This window comes from Brevundimonas sp. TWP2-3-4b2 (genome assembly GCF_049897345.1).
Lineage (GTDB): Bacteria > Pseudomonadota > Alphaproteobacteria > Caulobacterales > Caulobacteraceae > Brevundimonas.
Genome location: NZ_JAFCWB010000003.1, coordinates 291,350 through 307,943 on the forward strand (window position 1 = coordinate 291,350; position 16,594 = coordinate 307,943).

The 16,594-nt window shown below is 66.2% G+C and carries 19 protein-coding genes and 1 tRNA gene; 8 read left to right on the top strand and 12 right to left on the bottom strand.

The window, feature by feature from the left end:
• Window positions 1-53 precede the first annotated feature (53 nt).
• Window positions 54-1,016 (bottom strand): protochlorophyllide reductase, encoded by a 963-nt coding sequence (locus tag ACP7AS_RS08430; RefSeq protein ID WP_426028417.1) that lies wholly within the window; start codon window positions 1,014-1,016, stop codon window positions 54-56.
• 119 nt (window positions 1,017-1,135) lie between these two features.
• Between ACP7AS_RS08430 and ACP7AS_RS08435 the strand changes: the two genes are divergently transcribed.
• Together ACP7AS_RS08435 and ACP7AS_RS08440 are read left to right on the top strand one after the other, a co-directional pair.
• A complete protein-coding gene (locus tag ACP7AS_RS08435; RefSeq protein ID WP_426028418.1) occupies window positions 1,136-2,809 on the top strand; it encodes a lysine--tRNA ligase in 1,674 nt (557 codons plus the stop codon).
• A gap of 124 nt (window positions 2,810-2,933) precedes the next feature.
• A complete protein-coding gene (locus ACP7AS_RS08440) occupies window positions 2,934-3,410 on the top strand; it encodes an SH3 domain-containing protein (protein WP_426028419.1) in 477 nt (158 codons plus the stop codon).
• A 120-nt stretch (window positions 3,411-3,530) separates the two neighbouring features.
• Here ACP7AS_RS08440 and ACP7AS_RS08445 read toward each other — a convergent pair whose 3' ends face one another.
• The 7 genes from ACP7AS_RS08445 to ACP7AS_RS08475 all read right to left on the bottom strand — a co-directional run bounded on the left by ACP7AS_RS08445 (window position 3,531) and on the right by ACP7AS_RS08475 (window position 6,971).
• Window positions 3,531-4,166 (bottom strand): S24 family peptidase, encoded by a 636-nt coding sequence (locus ACP7AS_RS08445; protein WP_426028420.1) that lies wholly within the window; start codon window positions 4,164-4,166, stop codon window positions 3,531-3,533.
• 98 nt (window positions 4,167-4,264) lie between these two features.
• Window positions 4,265-4,693: a hypothetical protein gene (locus ACP7AS_RS08450; protein ID WP_426028421.1), complete on the bottom strand. Its 429-nt coding sequence runs from the start codon at window positions 4,691-4,693 to the stop codon at window positions 4,265-4,267.
• Between the two features lie 38 nt (window positions 4,694-4,731).
• Complete coding sequence (locus ACP7AS_RS08455) at window positions 4,732-5,160, bottom strand: hypothetical protein (protein ID WP_426028422.1); 429 nt, start codon at window positions 5,158-5,160, stop codon at window positions 4,732-4,734.
• 87 nt (window positions 5,161-5,247) lie between these two features.
• On the bottom strand, window positions 5,248-5,592 hold the full coding sequence (locus ACP7AS_RS08460) for a hypothetical protein (RefSeq protein ID WP_426028423.1): 345 nt from the start codon (window positions 5,590-5,592) through the stop codon (window positions 5,248-5,250).
• A gap of 34 nt (window positions 5,593-5,626) precedes the next feature.
• Complete coding sequence (locus ACP7AS_RS08465; RefSeq protein WP_426028424.1) at window positions 5,627-6,040, bottom strand: hypothetical protein; 414 nt, start codon at window positions 6,038-6,040, stop codon at window positions 5,627-5,629.
• A gap of 62 nt (window positions 6,041-6,102) precedes the next feature.
• Window positions 6,103-6,501 (bottom strand): PaaI family thioesterase, encoded by a 399-nt coding sequence (locus ACP7AS_RS08470; RefSeq protein ID WP_426028425.1) that lies wholly within the window; start codon window positions 6,499-6,501, stop codon window positions 6,103-6,105.
• A complete protein-coding gene (locus ACP7AS_RS08475) occupies window positions 6,498-6,971 on the bottom strand; it encodes a PaaI family thioesterase (protein WP_426028426.1) in 474 nt (157 codons plus the stop codon). The genes ACP7AS_RS08470 and ACP7AS_RS08475 overlap by 4 nt, the downstream gene beginning before the upstream one ends.
• Before the next feature lie 44 nt (window positions 6,972-7,015).
• Here ACP7AS_RS08475 and ACP7AS_RS08480 point away from each other — a divergent pair, with 44 nt between their 5' ends.
• Window positions 7,016-8,092: a ligase-associated DNA damage response exonuclease gene (locus ACP7AS_RS08480; protein WP_426028427.1), complete on the top strand. Its 1,077-nt coding sequence runs from the start codon at window positions 7,016-7,018 to the stop codon at window positions 8,090-8,092.
• Here ACP7AS_RS08480 and ACP7AS_RS08485 read toward each other — a convergent pair.
• Window positions 8,089-9,720 carry a response regulator gene (locus tag ACP7AS_RS08485; protein ID WP_426028428.1) on the bottom strand — a complete coding sequence of 544 codons (1,632 nt, stop codon included), beginning with the start codon at window positions 9,718-9,720 and terminating at the stop codon, window positions 8,089-8,091. The two genes, ACP7AS_RS08480 and ACP7AS_RS08485, sit on opposite strands and share 4 nt — an antisense overlap.
• A 192-nt stretch (window positions 9,721-9,912) precedes the next feature.
• Here ACP7AS_RS08485 and queC point away from each other — a divergent pair, with 192 nt between their 5' ends.
• The 3 genes from queC to ACP7AS_RS08500 are packed head-to-tail and all read left to right on the top strand — an operon-like array spanning window position 9,913 to window position 11,623.
• On the top strand, window positions 9,913-10,629 hold the full coding sequence (queC, locus tag ACP7AS_RS08490; RefSeq protein WP_426028429.1) for a 7-cyano-7-deazaguanine synthase QueC: 717 nt from the start codon (window positions 9,913-9,915) through the stop codon (window positions 10,627-10,629).
• Window positions 10,626-11,261, top strand: coding sequence for a 7-carboxy-7-deazaguanine synthase (gene queE, locus ACP7AS_RS08495; RefSeq protein WP_426028430.1), 636 nt, complete (start codon window positions 10,626-10,628; stop codon window positions 11,259-11,261). Before queC ends, queE begins: the two co-directional genes overlap by 4 nt.
• Window positions 11,258-11,623 (top strand): 6-pyruvoyl trahydropterin synthase family protein, encoded by a 366-nt coding sequence (locus ACP7AS_RS08500; protein ID WP_426028431.1) that lies wholly within the window; start codon window positions 11,258-11,260, stop codon window positions 11,621-11,623. Before queE ends, ACP7AS_RS08500 begins: the two co-directional genes overlap by 4 nt.
• A 1-nt stretch (window position 11,624) precedes the next feature.
• Here the strand turns inward: ACP7AS_RS08500 and ACP7AS_RS08505 are convergent, their stop codons facing one another.
• The 3 genes from ACP7AS_RS08505 to ACP7AS_RS08515 all read right to left on the bottom strand — a co-directional run bounded on the left by ACP7AS_RS08505 (window position 11,625) and on the right by ACP7AS_RS08515 (window position 15,201).
• Window positions 11,625-11,897, bottom strand: a complete 273-nt coding sequence (locus ACP7AS_RS08505) for a hypothetical protein (RefSeq protein WP_426028432.1) — start codon at window positions 11,895-11,897, stop codon at window positions 11,625-11,627.
• 24 nt (window positions 11,898-11,921) lie between these two features.
• Window positions 11,922-11,998, bottom strand: a tRNA-Val gene (locus ACP7AS_RS08510).
• Between the two features lie 17 nt (window positions 11,999-12,015).
• Complete coding sequence (locus tag ACP7AS_RS08515) at window positions 12,016-15,201, bottom strand: autotransporter outer membrane beta-barrel domain-containing protein (protein ID WP_426028433.1); 3,186 nt, start codon at window positions 15,199-15,201, stop codon at window positions 12,016-12,018.
• A 200-nt stretch (window positions 15,202-15,401) separates the two neighbouring features.
• Here ACP7AS_RS08515 and ACP7AS_RS08520 point away from each other — a divergent pair, with 200 nt between their 5' ends.
• Both ACP7AS_RS08520 and ACP7AS_RS08525 read left to right on the top strand, forming a co-directional pair.
• On the top strand, window positions 15,402-16,292 hold the full coding sequence (locus ACP7AS_RS08520; protein ID WP_426028434.1) for an SPFH domain-containing protein: 891 nt from the start codon (window positions 15,402-15,404) through the stop codon (window positions 16,290-16,292).
• A gap of 4 nt (window positions 16,293-16,296) precedes the next feature.
• A complete protein-coding gene (locus ACP7AS_RS08525) occupies window positions 16,297-16,479 on the top strand; it encodes a hypothetical protein (RefSeq protein WP_426028435.1) in 183 nt (60 codons plus the stop codon).
• Window positions 16,480-16,594 lie beyond the last annotated feature (115 nt).

Genomic DNA, 16,594 nt, shown 5'->3' on the forward strand with positions numbered 1-16,594 from the left:
GGGTGCGGCTAAGGCCACGGGCATGGCCGCCGGTCAAGGGCGACCGGCCCGGCCTACAGACCGACGAAGCCCGCGCTGAGGTCCCACAGGCGGGCGGCACGGGCCTCGTTGCTGGCCTTGGCCGACAGGGGCTGGGCAAAGGCCTCGCGGCCCGCCTGCTGGCGGTTGCCCCAGCTCCAGTGGACGCCGGAGCGGGCGAAGGCGGGATCGGCGACAACCTCGGCGATCCGCTCTCCCGCCAGGGTCTGGGAGACATAGCCTTTGGTGATGGTCTTCTGGAACCAGGGGAAGATGGTCTGGAACAGCTTTGGGGCGTAGCGGAACAGGGCCGTATCGGCGACGCAGCCCGGGTAGACGGTGTTGAAGATGACGCCCGTCTGGTCATGAAACCGCCGGTGAAACTCCCGGCTCATGATCATGTTGCAGAGCTTGGAGTCCTTGTAGGCCTTGCCCGGCTTGAACGGTTTGCCGTCGATCATGGCGACGGGGGCCAGAAACCCGGCCTCCAGCCCCTCCAGGTCGCCGAGGTCGGCGGGAGCCGGGATCGGCACCTTGCCGCCGAACTCCTCGGTGTTGGCCGTGACGGTGCCCAGCCTGATCAGGCGCGGGTTCGGGCCGCTCTCGCGCAGTTTCGGCAGCAGCAGATGGCTGAGCAGGAAATGACCGAAATGGTTGGTGGCGACGCTGATCTCATAGCCCTCGGGGGAGCGGGCGGGCTCGTTCAGCAGGGGCAGATAGACGGCGGCGTTGCAGACGAGGGCGTCCAGCCGGTGGCCGCTGGCCAGAAAGGCGGCGACGAAGGCGCGCACGCTGGCCTGCGAACCGAGGTCGATCAGCATCGGGCTGACCGGCGCCTCGGGGATGTCCAGCGCGGCGATCGCGGCCCGTGTCCTGGGCAGGTCCCGGCAGGCCATGACCACATGCCAGCCGCGCGCCACCAGGGCCCGGGTCGCATAGAGTCCGACGCCGGAAGAGGCACCGGTGACGATCACGGTCGGGGTGGCGGCGGTCGGCATGCGATGGGAATCCTGTCGGCTGAACCTGACATCTTGCTGAGGAAACGCGCGGCGTCGAGACTCCGGAACCCGGCGAGCCTGCGTTGACCCGTCGGCCACGACAGGCCAAACCCCGGTGCATGCTGCAAAACCTCGAAACCCTCGCGCGCGAAGCCAAGTCCTGGCCGTTCGAACAGGCCCGCAATCTTCTGGCCCATGTGCTGAAGAAGCGACTGACGGACGCCGAGCGGACGACGGCGAAGCTGCTGATCGACGCCGGCAAGGCGGACGAGGCACTGGCGACGTTTCCGGCCCTGCAGCGCGAGGTGATTCTCGAAACCGGCTACGGGCCGTCCGGCCTGCCGCATATGGGCACGTTCGGCGAGGTGGCGCGGACCACGATGGTACGCAACGCCTTCCGGGCCCTGACCGGCGACCACTGGCCGACGCGGCTGATCGCCTTTTCGGATGATATGGACGGGCTGCGGAAGGTGCCGGAGGGTGTTCCCAACCCGGAGATGCTGACCGAGGACCTGCACAAGCCGCTGACCGTGGTGCGCGATCCGTTCGGGACACATGACAGCTTCGGGGCGCACAATAATGCGCGGCTGAGAGCCTTCCTCGACGGCTTCGGCTTTGAATACGAATTCCTGTCCTCGACCGAACAGTACCGGTCGGGGCGGTTCGATGCGACGCTGCTGACCCTGCTGGCGCGGTTCGACGCGGTGCAGGCGATCATGCTGCCGACGCTGGGTGAGGAGCGGCGCGCGACCTATTCGCCCTTCCTGCCGGTGAGCCCGGCGACCGGCCATGTCCTGCAGGTGCCGACACTGGAGCGGGATGTCGAGAAGGGGACGATCACCTTCGACGATCCGGCTGCGGCGCACACCGAGGTGCCCGTCACCGGCGGCCATGTGAAGCTGCAGTGGAAGCCCGACTGGGCCATGCGCTGGACGGCGCTCGACGTCGATTACGAGATGTCGGGCAAGGACCTGATCGAAAGCGTGCGCGAGAGCTCCAAGGTCTGCCGGGCGCTGGGCGGGGTTCCGCCCGAGGGCTTCAACTACGAGCTCTTCCTCGACGTCGAGGGCAAGAAAATCTCCAAGTCCAAGGGCAATGGCCTGACCATGGACCAGTGGCTGCGTTACGGCACGCCGGAGTCGCTGAGCTGGTACATGTTCCAGTCGCCGAAATCGGCCAAGAGCCTGCATTTCAACGTCATTCCGCGGGCGATCGACGACTATCTGGCGGCCATCGAGGCCTACAAGACACAGGAGCCGGCCAAGCGGATCGACAACGCCGTCTGGGCCATCCATGCGGGCACGCCGCCGACCCATACCTCGCCGGTGTCGTTCGCCCTGCTCCTGAACCTGGTCGGCGTGGCCAATGCGTCGGACAAGGCGCAGCTGTGGGCCTATTTCGCCAAATACCTGCCCGAGGCCACGCCCCGGACCGAGCCGTTGCTGGACCAGCTGATGGAACGGGCGCTGAACTATTATGAGGACTTCGTGAAGCCGACGAAGTCGTACCGCCTGCCGGACGACAGGGAGGCCGCGGCGCTGATGGATCTGGCCGGGCGGCTCAAGGCCCTGCCGGCGGACACGACCGATGGCGAGCTGATCCAGGGCGAGGTCTATGCTGTGGGCAAGGATCACGCGTTCGAGCCCCTGCGTGGCTGGTTTGGAGCGCTGTACGAAGTGCTGCTGGGAGCATCACAGGGGCCGCGGTTCGGCTCGTTCGCGGCGATCTACGGTCTGCCGCAGACCATCGCGCTCATTGAAACCGGGGCGAGCGGCGAACTCGCGAAGGCGTGACTGTTCGACCTCTGCCGGTCCGAAACCGTACATGAACCGAATATAACGGCGACGCTCCGGGAGCCTTCATCGGCGCTGGCGCATTCTGCCTGTCATCGACCCCCCTCGATGAACGGAGAGACCCATGTCGAAGATCATGAAGACGACCCTGGCCACCGCCGCCGCCCTGGCGGCCCTGGTCACCGCCGTCCCGACCGCCTCGATGGCCCAGCAGGCCAACGGCATCACCAACTGCGACGCCCCCGGTGGCCGCCAACGGACCGGTGCCCTGATCGGTGCCGTCATCGGCGGCCTCGCCGGCAGCCAGATTTCGCGGAACGAACGGACCCTCGGCGCTGTCGCCGGTGCGGGTGCGGGTGCCGCCGCCGGTTCCTACATCGGCTGTAACCAGCAGCGCGCCCGGGTCGGCTCGGAAGCCAGCAGCGGCGCTCAATATCGCGCCACGTCCAACCTGCGCATCCGTTCGGGCCCCGGCACGGGCTATCGCCAGGCGGGCTCGCTGCGCGCCGGCCAGCCCTTCGCCGTTATCGGCTCGCAGGGCGAATGGGTCCAGATCGCCGGCGGCGGCTGGGTGAATGCCAACTACGTCACCGCCAACTAGACCACGATCTCGCTGAAGACATCGAAGGCCGTCCCGAAAGGGGCGGCCTTTCCTGTTGGCGCTACCGCCTCGCGGCTGGTTGAGCGGTGTGCCGGCATTACCGGGCACCCCAGGCGGGCCTCACTGGCTCACCCACAGGATGCGGCCCATCCAGACGATGTCCAGCCGGGACAGGACCCTGTCTTCAAAGGCGGGATTGACCGAGGCCAGGGTCACCGAACCGGCCGTGATCGCCGCCACCTCCTTGGCCAGGGTCTCGCCGGATACCGTGCGCACCACCACCCGGTCGCCCCTGCGGACCTGGATCGCGTCGCGGTCGACCAGGACCCGGTCCCCTTCGCGATAGAGCGGCACCATCGAATCCCCGTCGATGCGCAGGCTGAACAGCGTCTCCTTCGGGCGGGGCAGTTCGGTCTGTTCCCAGCCGTCGCCGGTCGGCAGACCCGCATCATCGAAGAAGCCATCCTCTCCCGCACGGGCGAGTCCAAGCATCGGTGCGGTGGCGGGTGTCTCGGGCGCGTCCTGGGCCAGGGCGGCGAAATCACCAAGCGACAGGTCCGTGGCGTGCAGGATGCGGGTCAGGCTCTCCGTGGAGGGCCAGCGCGGCCGGGGCGGCTTGCCGGGCCCAAATCGCTTGGAGCGGTTGAAACTGGTCGCGTCGAGGCCGGCGCGAAGGGCCAGGGCCGAGACGCTGATGCCCTTGCGCCTGGCAAGGGCGTCGATGGCCTTCCAGATCTGCGCATGAGAGAGGGGCATCGATTGTCCACGTCAGGAGGACCGGCGAAACGCCTGCATCATATCGGGGGTAGATAGGAATATCTACCTGTTCTGGAGATCGGGCGGGGGGCGACGGGTTACGCCAGCCCGGCGGCACGCCGGTCCTGCCAGGCCCGGACGGTGCCCAGGGCTATAGCCAGGAGTATCGCGAAGCTGGCCAGATTCATGACCGCATAAAACGCCGCGACCGGCGGCCGGAGGTCAATGGCCATGAGGACATGACACATGACGATCAGGGCCAGAAAGGCAGTGGCCCAGACCGGCCACGACCGGCGGCTCTTCCAGGCGAGGCCGGCGTAGACGGCAAGCAGGATCGTATCCACGGCCATCACGCCCCACTGGGGGCCGGACAGGCGGCTGTCGTCCTGCAGGAGCAGCGACGCCAGCAGACCCAGCGCATAGGCCCCGGCGCCCACGCGCTCGGGCTCTTCGCCTTTCAGGAAGGCAAAGGTGATGACCACGACGGCAATCGCGGTTCCGATCTGGGAGAGAAGGGTGTCAAGCAACGGCATCATCTCTCACCCGTCCTGAAGAGGGGATCAGCCTATTCCACGCCTGCCGCCCGACGCTCCTGCCATGCCCAGAAGGTCCCGACGGCCATGGAGACGAGAAGTCCATAGTTCGACATGTTGATCACGGCAGCGACGGCGTTGGGAGGCGGTCGCAGGTCCGCTGCCACCAGGATGTGACCGGTCACGATCAGGGCCTCAAAGCTGGTGGCCCAGACGAGCCAGGTTCTGCGGCTGTGAAGGGCCAGTCCGACAAAGACGACCAGCAGGACGGTCTCGAGTCCCATAAACCCCCATCGCGGGACGCTCAGGCTCGTGCCGTCCCGGATCATCGATCCGGCCACAAAGATAAGGGCATAGGCCGCGGCCCCGATCCGTTCGGGCTCGTCGCCCTTTACAAAGGCAAAGGTGACGACAAGGACGGCCGCTGCAAGGACGAGCTGGGAGTAGATGGTCTCAAACACAGAATCGCCCCCATGCGACATGCATGGGGGCGACAATGCCTTAAATCAGGATTGGCGGAAATGACCCGCCGCCAACATTACCTCGAATTAAACCGCGCGGAGACGGTGCTCACCCGAGGTCGGGACCTTGTCGCCATCCGGGTATTTGTCCTCGCCGGGCCCGGCATAGACGCCATAACCCATACGACGGTGATCCTTGGCCAGCTCTACGTGGCAGCCGACCATGGCCTGACGGGCAACACCGAGGGCGGCGATTGCTTCGAGCGCTTTCGACTGGGCATCGGCACCAACCATGGTCGAAACGCCAACCGCAGCGCGAGCACCAATCATCGATTGCACCAGGGTGGTGGCATGCGTGATGGCGGCATCAACCGACTGTTCGGTTGCGGCGAGGTCGCCAGCGAGACAGGCAATCACTTCGTTCTTGTTCACGGTAAGCCCTCCAGAGAAACGTCCTATTGGGCCCTTAACACGGTTCTGCGATGCGCGGTAGGGTTTTGTTCACCATGTCCGGTAGCGTCTTGTTAGCGATATCCGGGGACGCGCCGGGTCCGTCTCCGCCACCGCCACCGATCGGGGGGCGGTCGCCCGGCTTGTCGAGGGGGCCGATCGCCAGGGCGTCCAGTCCCAGTTTGCGTGCGAGGGCCGCCAGTGAGGCGTGTGTGCCGACCATGTGGGAGCGGGCCGAGGCGAGGGCGCTGAGGGTGGCCGCAGCCTCGTCGAACGCCCGCTGTCCAGCCACGGCGAACAGGCAGGCCTCTGCCCTCGCAGCCGGCAGCATCGCCGCCAGGGTCGCGGTTTCGATCAGGGCGTGGTCAATCGCGGTTTCGGCCGCATACAGCCGCGCGGCGAGGGCTTCGCCGATGGTTTGTCTGGTCATCATCGTCCTCCGGTGACCTTGCGTCACACGAAGAGCCGATCATGAGTATTGCTAGAACACAACTATAGGTCGTCTACCGCAAGTAGGAAATGCGCGGTGAGAGCGGCGATAGGCTGGCCCGGGTCATCCTGCCAGGCCTCGGCGAGGACGTGGGCGACCCGGCGACCCGCCCGGCTGATCCGCGCGCTGGCGTGGACGTCCTTCGGACGGCCCGATCGGAGATAGGCCACGCTGACGTTGATCGGGCGCGGCAGGCGCAGGCGGGGATAGAGGGCTGCGACCTGGGCCACCGCGGTCAGCTCCAGCAGGGCCGCGGTAGCCCCGCCGTGCAGCGCGGGCAGGATCGGATTGCCGATCAGCCGATCCGCAAACGGCATGGTGACGATCAGCGAGTCGCCGTCGCCGGCGGTCGTCAGCCCAAGGAACCGGGCATAGGGCAGGCTGTCCAGCAGAGCGGTCATTCCGGTGCCTCGCCGGTGACGCGCCGGTTGGCCCCGGGACCCCGGCCTTCGCCGGATCCTAGCATATAGGCGCTCTGCACCGCCGCCACCGGGTCTTCGGCGGTATCCTCGAAGGCCCAGGCGCGCACAAAGGCCACAGAGCGGGTGAGGCGATAGCAGCGGGCCTCGGCGATCAGATCACGGCGGGCTTCGGCCGCGCGCATATAGTCCACGCGCAGGTCCAGCGTGGCGATGCTCTCGAACCGTCCCAGGGCCACCCAGGTCGCCAGCCCCCCGACATGATCCAGCAGGGTCGTGACCAGGCCGCCGGACAGCACGCCCGTCTCCGGGTCGCCGACCAGGTCCTCGCGCCAGGGCACACGGATGCGGACGCGGTCCCCGTCCACACCGTCATAGGTGAAACCGAGGGCATGGGTGTGGGCGGCGCCGCTGGCCAGCTGGGGCAGAAGGGCGAGGATCGGGGACGTCATCTGCTGCTTCTCCGTCGAGGACGAAATGAGCGCAAGGCCACCGGATGCGTTGTCTGCTGCGCCATGACTGCCATATCCCGTCCATGATCCGCTTCGAAGACCTGCTGCGCCCGACGCCGGCCGGCCTCTATTGCCCGCCGGGCGACTTCTATATCGATCCGGTCAGGCCCGTGGCCCGGGCCGTGATCACCCACGGCCATGCCGATCACGCCCGCGCGGGACACGGCGCGGTCCTGGCCACGCCGCAGACGCTGGCGATCATGGCCGAGCGGTACGGTGAGGCTTTCACCGAAGCGCGTCAGGCCGTCGGCTACGGTGAAAGGGCGTCCCATAACGGCGTCGAGGTCTCCATGGCCCCCGCCGGCCATGTGCTGGGTTCGGCCCAGGCGGTCGTCCGCTGGAAGGGGATCACGATGGTCGTGTCGGGCGACTACAAGCGGCGGCGCGATCCGACCTGCGCGGCCTTCGAGCCGGTGCCGTGCAACGTCTTCATCTCGGAGGCCACCTTTGGCCTGCCCGTCTTCACCCATCCGCCGGACGTCGAAGAGATCGGACGGCTGGTCCAGTCGCTGGGCCAGTTCCCTGAACGGGCCCATCTGGTCGGGGCCTATGCCCTGGGCAAGGCCCAGCGGGTCATCCGGCTGCTGCGGGAGGCCGGCTGGGATCGCCCGATCTACGTCCATGGTGCGCTGGAGCGTCTGAACGGCCTGTATGAGCGGGAGGGCGTCGATCTGGGCCCGATTCTGCCGGCGACCGGGCTGAAGGCCAATGCTCTGGGTGGCGAAGTGGTGATCGCGCCGCCGTCCGCGACCCAGGACCGCTGGGCTCGCCGCTTTGCAGACCCCGTCCTCGCCTTTGCGTCCGGCTGGATGGGCGTCAGGGCGCGGGCGCGGCAGCGGGGTGTGGAACTTCCGCTGGTGCTGTCGGACCACGCCGACTGGACTGAATTGGTCGCCACCTTCACCGAGCTGAAGCCGGAAGAGGTGTGGATCACCCATGGTCGGGAAGAAGGCCTGTTGCGCTGGTGCGAGCTGAATGGCCAGCCGGCGAGGGCACTCCGTCTGGTCGGCTATGAGGAAGAGGACGAGGAAGACGGGGCCGCTTCGGCTGAAGGCGTCTAGGCGACGGAGCGCGCGGCCATGGGGGGCACTGCCGCGGTCCTGGCGGTCGCGGTCGCCTGTTCAAGGGCCAGGTTCATGGCCATCCGCAGGCGTTCGGGCTTGATCGGCTTCTCGACCACCGCGGCCATGCCGATCTCCACATATTTCCTGGCATCGTCAGGGTCGGCGTTCGCGGTCAGGGCCACGATCGGGATCATGCTCACCGGTCCGTCGAGGGCCCGGATGGCCTGCGTCGCCTGTACGCCGTCCATGCGAGGCATCTTGATGTCCATCAGGACGAGGTCGAAGCGGCGCTCCTGCACGGCCTCGAGGGCCTCGACGCCGTCCTCGGCGGTTTCCGAGGTGCAGCCGAACATCTCGCAAAGCGCCTGGGCCACGACCCGGTTGGTAGCGTTGTCGTCGACGATCAGGATGTGAGGATTGGTCAGCAACTCCCCGTCGCCGATGCTCTCGACATTGGATTGAACGGCCACCGGTGCCTCGGTGCGGTCGACGTCAATGTCAAAGGCGAAGGTCGCGCCGCGACCGGGATTGTTTTCGGCCCAGATGCGGCCGTCCATGCGCTCGACAATCTGGCGGCAGATCGCCAGGCCCAGACCGGCCCCGTCGGGACCTGAGCCATGCACGAACGGGTTGAAGATCTCGTCCACCCGATCGGGATCGAGGCCGGGACCATCATCACGGACCCGCGCTTCCAGGTGGATCCGGTCGCCGGTCGCCACCGCCTTGAGACGGGCCTCGACGACGCCGTTGCGCGCGAATTTCAGCGCGTTGCCGATCAGGTTGTTGAACAACTGCTTCATCCGCACGCCGTCGGTGACGGCGGCGAGTTCGGTATCACCCTCGTAGCTGACCATCAGGGTGACGTCGTCCTGGGAAGCGCGCGGGGCCCACAGTGCCTGAATATCATCCATCAGGGCGCGCAGGGGTGTCGGCTCCTGGTGCAGGTCCAGTTCGCCGGCCTCGGCCCGCGACAGGTCAAGGGCATCCTGCAGAATCCGCAGCAGGGACTCGGACGACTCCATGATCGTGCTGACATGCGCCTGCGCCTGCGGGTTCAGGGGCTGGCGGCGCAACAGTTCCGCCACCGCCAGCACACCGTTCATCGGCGTGCGGAGTTCGTGGCTCATGATGGCCAGGAACTGGCTCTTGGCGCGCGCGGAGGCGAGGGCCTGGGTTCGGGTGTCGCTGAGAACGCGGGCCTGTTCGGCCAGTTCTTCATTCTGGCGACGCTGGTGATCATTGACCGCCTGCAACAGCGAGACCGCTGTGCCAACACCGTGGTACCGGCCTTCGCGCGTAACAATAAAGCCCCGCATCAGGGCGCCTGGACCGCTCTTCAGCAGGATGTCGCAAAAGGCGTCGATGTTCACGCCGGCGTCGACCACCGCGGGCTCGACTTCCATCAGATGTGAAATCGGCCGCCTGGCGTAAAGCGCATGGCCGAAGGGCGTGGCGATCTTGAGCAGGAAGGCGTTGCGTTCAATCAGGCCGATCGGACGATCGGCCTCAACGACGGGGATCACCAGAGTATCGGGTTCGCTCTCGAAACGGGCGAACACGACGCTTCCCGGCGTCTCGGGCGACACCGCTTCGGCGCGCTCGGTCAGAACCTCGATGGTCGGCATATCCGGCCATTACTCCACTGCGACAGACCGACACTGACCACAAAGCATTTGCAGAAGGGTTAAGAGCGGTAACTGCCGTTTTTTGGCCCTCTTTGCCCTGCCTCCGACGCTGGTGTAGAAGGCCCGCCCGCCGTTCAGGCGCCCCATCACCTTGTTTATGCGCGCGGCCGACCGGCCGACCGCAGGTTTGTCATGAGCGAATCCGGCCTCAACACTGAAAAATCCGCTCTCGTCCTGTTTTCGGGCGGGCAGGACAGCGCGACCTGTCTGGCCTGGGCGCTGGAGCGTTTCGCGCGGGTGGAAACCGTGGGTTTCGACTATGGCCAGCGTCATGCGGTCGAAATGGAGGCGCGCCTGACGGTGCGCGACGGAATGCATGGCGTCCTGCCGCAATGGGCGAGCCGGCTGGGCCCTGATCATGTCGTCGACCTGACGGGCTATGGCCGGATCGCCGAAAGCGCCCTGACCAGCGACCGGGCGATAGAGATGGACGCGCGCGGCCTGCCGACCACCTTCGTGCCGGGGCGAAATCTCGTATTCCTGACCTGCGCGGCGGCTCTTGCGGATCGGCGGGGGCTCGATGTTCTGGTCGGCGGCATGTGCGAGACCGACTTCTCGGGCTATCCCGACTGCCGCCGTGACACGATCGACGCCATGGCGACGGCGTTGAGCCTGGGGCTGGACAAGCCGGTCGTGATCGAGACGCCGTTGATGGCCCTGACCAAGGCCGGGACCTGGGCGCTGGCAAACCGCATCGGCGGGGAGCCGCTGATCGAGCTGATCATCGAGGCGTCGCACACCTGCTATCGCGGCGATCGCGATCATCGTCATGCCTGGGGCTATGGCTGCGGGGACTGCCCGGCCTGCCAGCTGCGCGCGGCGGGCCATACGGAATGGGCCGCGCCATGACCTATTCGGCCAAGGAAGTCTTTCTGACCGTCCAGGGCGAGGGTGGGCAGGCGGGCCGGCCTGCGGTCTTCCTGCGTTTCGCCGGCTGCAATCTGTGGAGCGGACTCGAGCGCGACCGCTCGGTGGCCGTCTGCACCTTCTGCGACACCGACTTCGTCGGGACGGACGGCGACGGCGGCGGCAAATTCACCAGTGCCGACGCCCTGGCGGATCATGTGCAGTCGATGTGGCGGGGCAGGGCAGGGGATCCCATGCTGGTCGTCTGCACCGGCGGCGAGCCACTTCTGCAACTGGACAAGCGGCTGATCGACGCGTTGCACGCGCGCGGGTTCGAGATCGCCATCGAAACCAACGGCACCCTGACGGCACCGGCCGGGATCGACTGGGTGTGCGTCAGTCCCAAGGCCGATGCGCCCGTTCTCCAGTCCTTCGGCCAGGAACTGAAACTGGTCTTCCCCCAGCCGAAGGCCATGCCGGACCGGTTCGAGCACCTGTCCTTTGAACGCTTCTGGCTGCAACCGATGGACGGCCCCGACCAGACGGCCAACACCGCGGCGGCCATCGATTATTGCCTGACCCACCCGAAATGGCGGCTCAGTGTCCAGACCCACAAATACATCGGCGTCAGATGAGCGTTTTCGAAATCACCAAGGCGGCCACCTTCGACGCGGCCCACCATTTCCCCAACGAGCCGGACGGAAGTCCCTATCGCCGGATGCACGGTCATTCCTTCTCGGTCGAGGCGACCGTGCGCGGCGAGGCGCTGGACGGTCATGGCTGGGTGGCTGATCTCGGCGCGCTGGATCGTGCCCTGAAGGCCGCGGCCGAGGAACTGGATCACGGCCTGCTCAACGACAAGCCGGGGCTGGAGCTGCCGACCCTGGAACACCTGTGCCTGTGGTTTGCCGATCGACTGAGGCCGGAATGGCCGGGGCTGAGCCGGATCACGGTTTCACGACCCACCATTCATGAGCGGTGCGTTCTGACGCTCTGATCTAGCAGTCGCGGCCCTGGCGCTGGCGCTGTTCGCAGCGGCGCTGTTCGCGTTCGCGGTCGCGCTGCTCGCGCTCCCGTTTCGCCCTTGTCTCGTCATCCGACGTGGTGACGGCGTCGAACCCGGCGCCGACGACGGCCCCGGTGACCTGGGCCGCGCCGCCGACGACCGCGCCGGCCGTTCCCACGACCGCGCCGACCAGGCACCCCTGCAACATGAGCGCTGCGCCTGCCAAGGCGACGAGGGTGGCGGTGCGTTTGATCGTCTGGGTCACATCGACCTCCCGGCGGTTGCGGATTGGTGGGCGGCGAGGGGTTCGAACCCCCGACCCCCTCGGTGTAAACGAGGTGCTCTGACCAGCTGAGCTAGCCGCCCGATGCCTCCGCCGTGACCTAGAACCGGAAGCTGGCCCGAAGGAACAGCATGTAGCGGACATAATCCTCGATCATCTCTGCGTCCGCATTGATCGACAGCATGCCCAGTTCGTTGCCGATGTTCAGACGGAAACCGACGATCGGTCCGCCGCCCTCGATGGAGCCGCCATCCAGGGTGAAGTCCGGGCCACCCGAGCGGAAGCGGGCGATGGTCTCGCCCGGATCGACCGAGATGTTCTGACGCCAGCCGACGCGAAGCTCGGGGCGCAGCCAGCTGTTTTCGCCCATCCCCATGCCGACGTTGATCGCCGCAGTGGCCGAGAACAGGTGGCCGTTGCGGTCGTCGATCGACAGGTCAAAGCCGTCACCGCCGCCCGTTTCTGTATGGGCGTCCTCGCTGAGCGAGAAGTATTCGGCATACAGCTCGGGCCGGATGCTGAAACGGCCGAACGACCGCTCGTAGGACGCGCCACCGGCCGCGGCGACGGTGAAGCCGTTCCAGCTCGATTCGTTGGACAGGTTCAGGCCCGCTCCGACGAACCGGCGCTCCGAGTTGAAGCTCGCATAGCCCGCGGCGGCGCGCGCCCACGTGGTCCAGTATTGGCCCTGCGCCCGCCAGTACAGGCCAAGCTCGAACAGGTTCGCCGACAGGACTTCCTCGGCCTCGGCCTCAGGGTCCTGGAGGTCGGACGAGGTGAAGGCCACCGAGAGGCCGATATTGCCCAGGCCGGAGCCACGCTCGACACCGCCGGCGACGCCAAAGCCTTCCGAGCGGAAGCCATAGGTGTCGGTCTTGTCCTTGTCGGCGTAGAAATTGATTTCCTGCACCCAGGCACTGGTTTCACCCGGCGCGGCCGAGGCGTTGCGCCCGGTGAGGGCCCGCGTCACCGCGTCGACGCCCGACGACAGCGACAGCAGCGGACCACCCGAGTGATCCGGGAGCAGCTGTTCGTAGAGGTTGATAAAGTCATCGCGTCCGGCCTGGGCCAGGAAGGCGTCCCGTACGCTGACGGCGCCGGGACCGCTGATCGACGAATAGAAGGCATCATAGAAGGCGGCCTCGGACGCAATCAGTCCGGCTTCGGACGCCGTCCGCTGGCGCACGTCGACGAAGACGTCGCCCGCGGGAACATTGGCCCCCGCCTCGACGACGTAAAGATAGGGCGAGTTGGCCTCGATCGACCTCAGGTCGATGTTGCCGAAATTCAGCGTGGACGCGTCAATCAGGGTAAACCGGCCGGGCGCGGTCAGCAGCGAAACGAACCGGACGCCAAGTCCGGCTCCCGTCGCTAGCGTCGCGGTTCCCGATACATTGAACCCGCCCGCGCCGGTGTTGGTCGGATCCAGTGTAATGATCAGATCACCGTCAGCCCCGACGTTCAGGGTCGTGATGTTGGTCCGCGTGGTCTGACGCGCGTCCAGCGTGCCGTTCGTTACATTGATCGACAGCCCACCGTCCGAGTCGGAGATCGCACCCCGCACGACACCGCCGCCGGAGATCAACAGCTGGTCCGCGCCCGCACCGAAGGCGATGTCGCCGAGGACGAGGCCGTTGCGAATGTCGACGGTGTCGGCACCCGATCCCAGTTTTATCGCGCCCACGATTATGGGTTCATTTTCGTCCGGAACCCCGTCGCCGTCGGTGTCCGGACTGGTGGCTGTCGCCGCAGCGGCGATGCCGGACTGGAGCAGGGTCACGCCCGTCGTATTGGCACGAACGTCCACGGCCGTCGTGCTGCCGGTTATCGGGTCACCATTGTCGTTGGCGCTGATCGCCGCCTGGATTGACCGGTTGTTGGTGATCGAGGTGAGCGTGCCGCTGAGGTCCTGAATCGCGGTCACGCTTGCCACACCGCCGCCGGCCGAGGCCAGAATCGATCCGCTGTTGGTCAAGCTGTTCACCACGGCACCGGCGTCGATCCGGATAGCCGTTGCCGAAGTGGACGCAAGTTGGCTGGATACAGCGCCTGTGATGGCCCCGGAGTTGAAGAGCTGGGCCGCGGTTGAGCCGGCACCGAACCGGATCGCCGTAGCATCGCCCCCAAATGCCAGCGCCGCCACCGTGCCCTCATTGCGCACGCCACCGGCGATGGTCACCGTCTGTCCGGGGTTGCCGCCGAACACGATGGCGTTGGCGTTTATTCCGTCATAGACGCCCTGGCCGTTGATCGTTCCGCGGTTGATGAAGCCGAAGGCGTTGGCCCCTGTTCCAACGGCGCCAAGCGTTATGGAAGTGGTCGAGGACCCAACGGAAACGGCGGGCGCTGCGCCGAAGCTGTTTACTGTGGCGGTCGTTTCCGTGCTGTCCGGGATGCCGTCGCCGTCTTCGTCAAGGTTTGTCGGGTCGGAATCCGCGGGCGGCGCATCAAACACCACGCCGCCGGTGACATTTCCGGCAATGATGACGGCAGGACCGCCCTGGAGCTTGTCCTCGTTATCCAGCTTGGCCTCGAACGCGGAGGTTCCTCGCGCGGTGTATCGATATCCACTGGCGTTGAGTTCACCCTGAATCGTCAGTCGTCCGGTCACATCCCCGCCGATTGCTACCGCCGAGGCGTTGGCACCGCGAGCCTGGATCGTGCCCAGGAGATTGACGGGCCCGGTGATCGCTCCCGTGGTGCGGATGCCAATCGAATTGTCGCCAAATGTGCGGATGGTGCCTTGGGTCTGCAGCTTTCCGATCAGTCCCGATTCGATGGAAATGCCGTAGGAGTTGTTTCCTTCAACGCTGATGACGCCCCCGGATCCGATGACCAGGTTGCCCGTCACTGCGCCACCGGGCGCGTAGCGGATGCCGTATCGGTCGGTTCCCGTTGCCCACGGCCCGTCAATATCCCCGTCGAGGTCGTCATCGGGATAGGTGGTGATCGTGTCACTGACCACGATCGAGCCGTTGATCAGGATATTGGACGTCACGCCGGGATTGATGAGCACCCCGACCGCGCCATCGGCTGACGGGCCGGTGTTGATCCCGGCACCCGTGTCGATGGTTACGTTCCTGCCAGTATCGACGGTCACCACTGTGCCTGAAGCAAGGTTGATCGAGCCGCCGCTGGCGAGGCGGATGTCGTCGGGGCCTGATCCCGTCGCATTGGACGTTGTGATCGGCGTGGTTCGCGCACTCGCGATCACGACCTCGGCCATCGCGCCGGAGGCCATCATCAGGGGAGCGATCGCAACCGCGGTCGCGAGTAGAATACGCATTCGGTAGAAACCCCTGTGGACGATACGCCAGAGACGCGGCCGATCCTCTAACAGGGACCGTTGCAGCCTGCCTCAAGTTTCTCGAATTTGAGGCGAATGCAAGGCCGAAGCCGTGCGGCGGGGCAACAGGGCAAGCGTCGCTATTGCCTAATCTGGTATCAAAGTGATATCACTTTCATATTGCCTTGAGGGAGCGAACGATGTCCACGACCCACTCCAGATCCACCGAAAGACCCGCCTCGACGGCCAATGGCGTCGTGATGCTGCTGGTGGGTCTCGTCCTGCTGATCCTCGGCCCGGTCAGCATTGCACAGGATCCTGACAGCGGCCTGCAGGTCGTGGTCGGGCTTGTAGCTGCGATCACGGGTCTGCTGCTGATCTGCGGCCTGTATTCGCTTCAGCCGAACGAGGGCATGGCGATCCTTCTGTTCGGCGATTATCGCGGCACCGACCGCAAGACCGGACTTCGCTGGGTCTTGCCCTGGTATAGTCGCAAGAAGGTCAGTCTCCGCGTCCGCAACCTCACCAGCGACAAGCTGAAAGTGAATGACAAGCGCGGCAATCCGATCGAAATCGCCGCCAACGTCGTCTGGCGCGTCGAGGATTCGGCCCAGGCGCTCTTCGACGTCGACGATTACCAGGCCTTTGTGGCGATCCAGGTCGATACCGCCCTTCGAGACATCGCCTCTCACTATGCCTACGACCACGGCGAGGAGGGGCAGGGGTCCGAGATGACCCTTCGTTCCGACGCCGAGGATGTCGCAGGACGTCTGCGGGACGAGTTGGGCACCCGGCTTCATGCCGCGGGCCTGGCGATCGATGAGGCCCGTCTGGCCCACCTGGCCTACGCTCCCGAGATCGCCGGCGTCATGCTGCGGCGTCAGCAGGCCGAGGCCATTCTGTCGGCGCGCCGCCTGATCGTGCGCGGTGCGGTGGCCATGGTCGAGAACGCGCTCGCAGACCTCAGCGAGCGTGGGGTAGTCGATCTGGACGAAGAGCGGAAGGCCGCCATGGTGTCCAACCTGCTGGTCGTTCTGTGTGCCGATCGCGAGGCCCAGCCCGTGATCAACACCGGCACCCTCTACGGCTGAGTTCATGGCGCGCCCGACGAAGCCCTTTCTGATGCGCGCCTCTCCGGGGGTGATGGCGGCGGTCGAGCGATTGGCCGCCGCCGAACTGCGCTCGGTCAACGCACAGATCGAGACGCTGCTGCGCGAGGCGCTTCACCGTCGCGGCGTCACGCCGTCGGAAGTCGTTCCGCAAGCGGACGACGCTTGAGCTTGGCTTCCAGCGGCGCTACGGGCCCCTGATGGTCAAGTCGCATATGTCAAAGGTCCGCAAGGCCCGACGCATCCAGAAGCGGGTTGCGCGCGTTGGCGCATCGAGCATCAGT

What these genes read in the sequence shown, in the direction of transcription:
- ACP7AS_RS08430 (WP_426028417.1), bottom strand. Translation starts at nt 1,016, where the DNA reads ATGCCGACCGCCGCCACCCCGACCGTGATCGTCACCGGTGCCTCTTCC.
- ACP7AS_RS08435 (WP_426028418.1), top strand. Translation starts at nt 1,136, where the DNA reads ATGCTGCAAAACCTCGAAACCCTCGCGCGCGAAGCCAAGTCCTGGCCG.
- ACP7AS_RS08440 (WP_426028419.1), top strand. Translation starts at nt 2,934, where the DNA reads ATGTCGAAGATCATGAAGACGACCCTGGCCACCGCCGCCGCCCTGGCG.
- ACP7AS_RS08445 (WP_426028420.1), bottom strand. Translation starts at nt 4,166, where the DNA reads ATGCCCCTCTCTCATGCGCAGATCTGGAAGGCCATCGACGCCCTTGCC.
- ACP7AS_RS08465 (WP_426028424.1), bottom strand. Translation starts at nt 6,040, where the DNA reads ATGACCAGACAAACCATCGGCGAAGCCCTCGCCGCGCGGCTGTATGCG.
- ACP7AS_RS08470 (WP_426028425.1), bottom strand. Translation starts at nt 6,501, where the DNA reads ATGACCGCTCTGCTGGACAGCCTGCCCTATGCCCGGTTCCTTGGGCTG.
- ACP7AS_RS08475 (WP_426028426.1), bottom strand. Translation starts at nt 6,971, where the DNA reads ATGACGTCCCCGATCCTCGCCCTTCTGCCCCAGCTGGCCAGCGGCGCC.
- ACP7AS_RS08480 (WP_426028427.1), top strand. Translation starts at nt 7,016, where the DNA reads ATGCGTTGTCTGCTGCGCCATGACTGCCATATCCCGTCCATGATCCGC.
- ACP7AS_RS08485 (WP_426028428.1), bottom strand. Translation starts at nt 9,720, where the DNA reads ATGCCGACCATCGAGGTTCTGACCGAGCGCGCCGAAGCGGTGTCGCCC.
- queC (WP_426028429.1), top strand. Translation starts at nt 9,913, where the DNA reads ATGAGCGAATCCGGCCTCAACACTGAAAAATCCGCTCTCGTCCTGTTT.
- queE (WP_426028430.1), top strand. Translation starts at nt 10,626, where the DNA reads ATGACCTATTCGGCCAAGGAAGTCTTTCTGACCGTCCAGGGCGAGGGT.
- ACP7AS_RS08500 (WP_426028431.1), top strand. Translation starts at nt 11,258, where the DNA reads ATGAGCGTTTTCGAAATCACCAAGGCGGCCACCTTCGACGCGGCCCAC.
- ACP7AS_RS08515 (WP_426028433.1), bottom strand. Translation starts at nt 15,201, where the DNA reads ATGCGTATTCTACTCGCGACCGCGGTTGCGATCGCTCCCCTGATGATG.
- ACP7AS_RS08520 (WP_426028434.1), top strand. Translation starts at nt 15,402, where the DNA reads ATGTCCACGACCCACTCCAGATCCACCGAAAGACCCGCCTCGACGGCC.
- ACP7AS_RS08525 (WP_426028435.1), top strand. Translation starts at nt 16,297, where the DNA reads ATGGCGCGCCCGACGAAGCCCTTTCTGATGCGCGCCTCTCCGGGGGTG.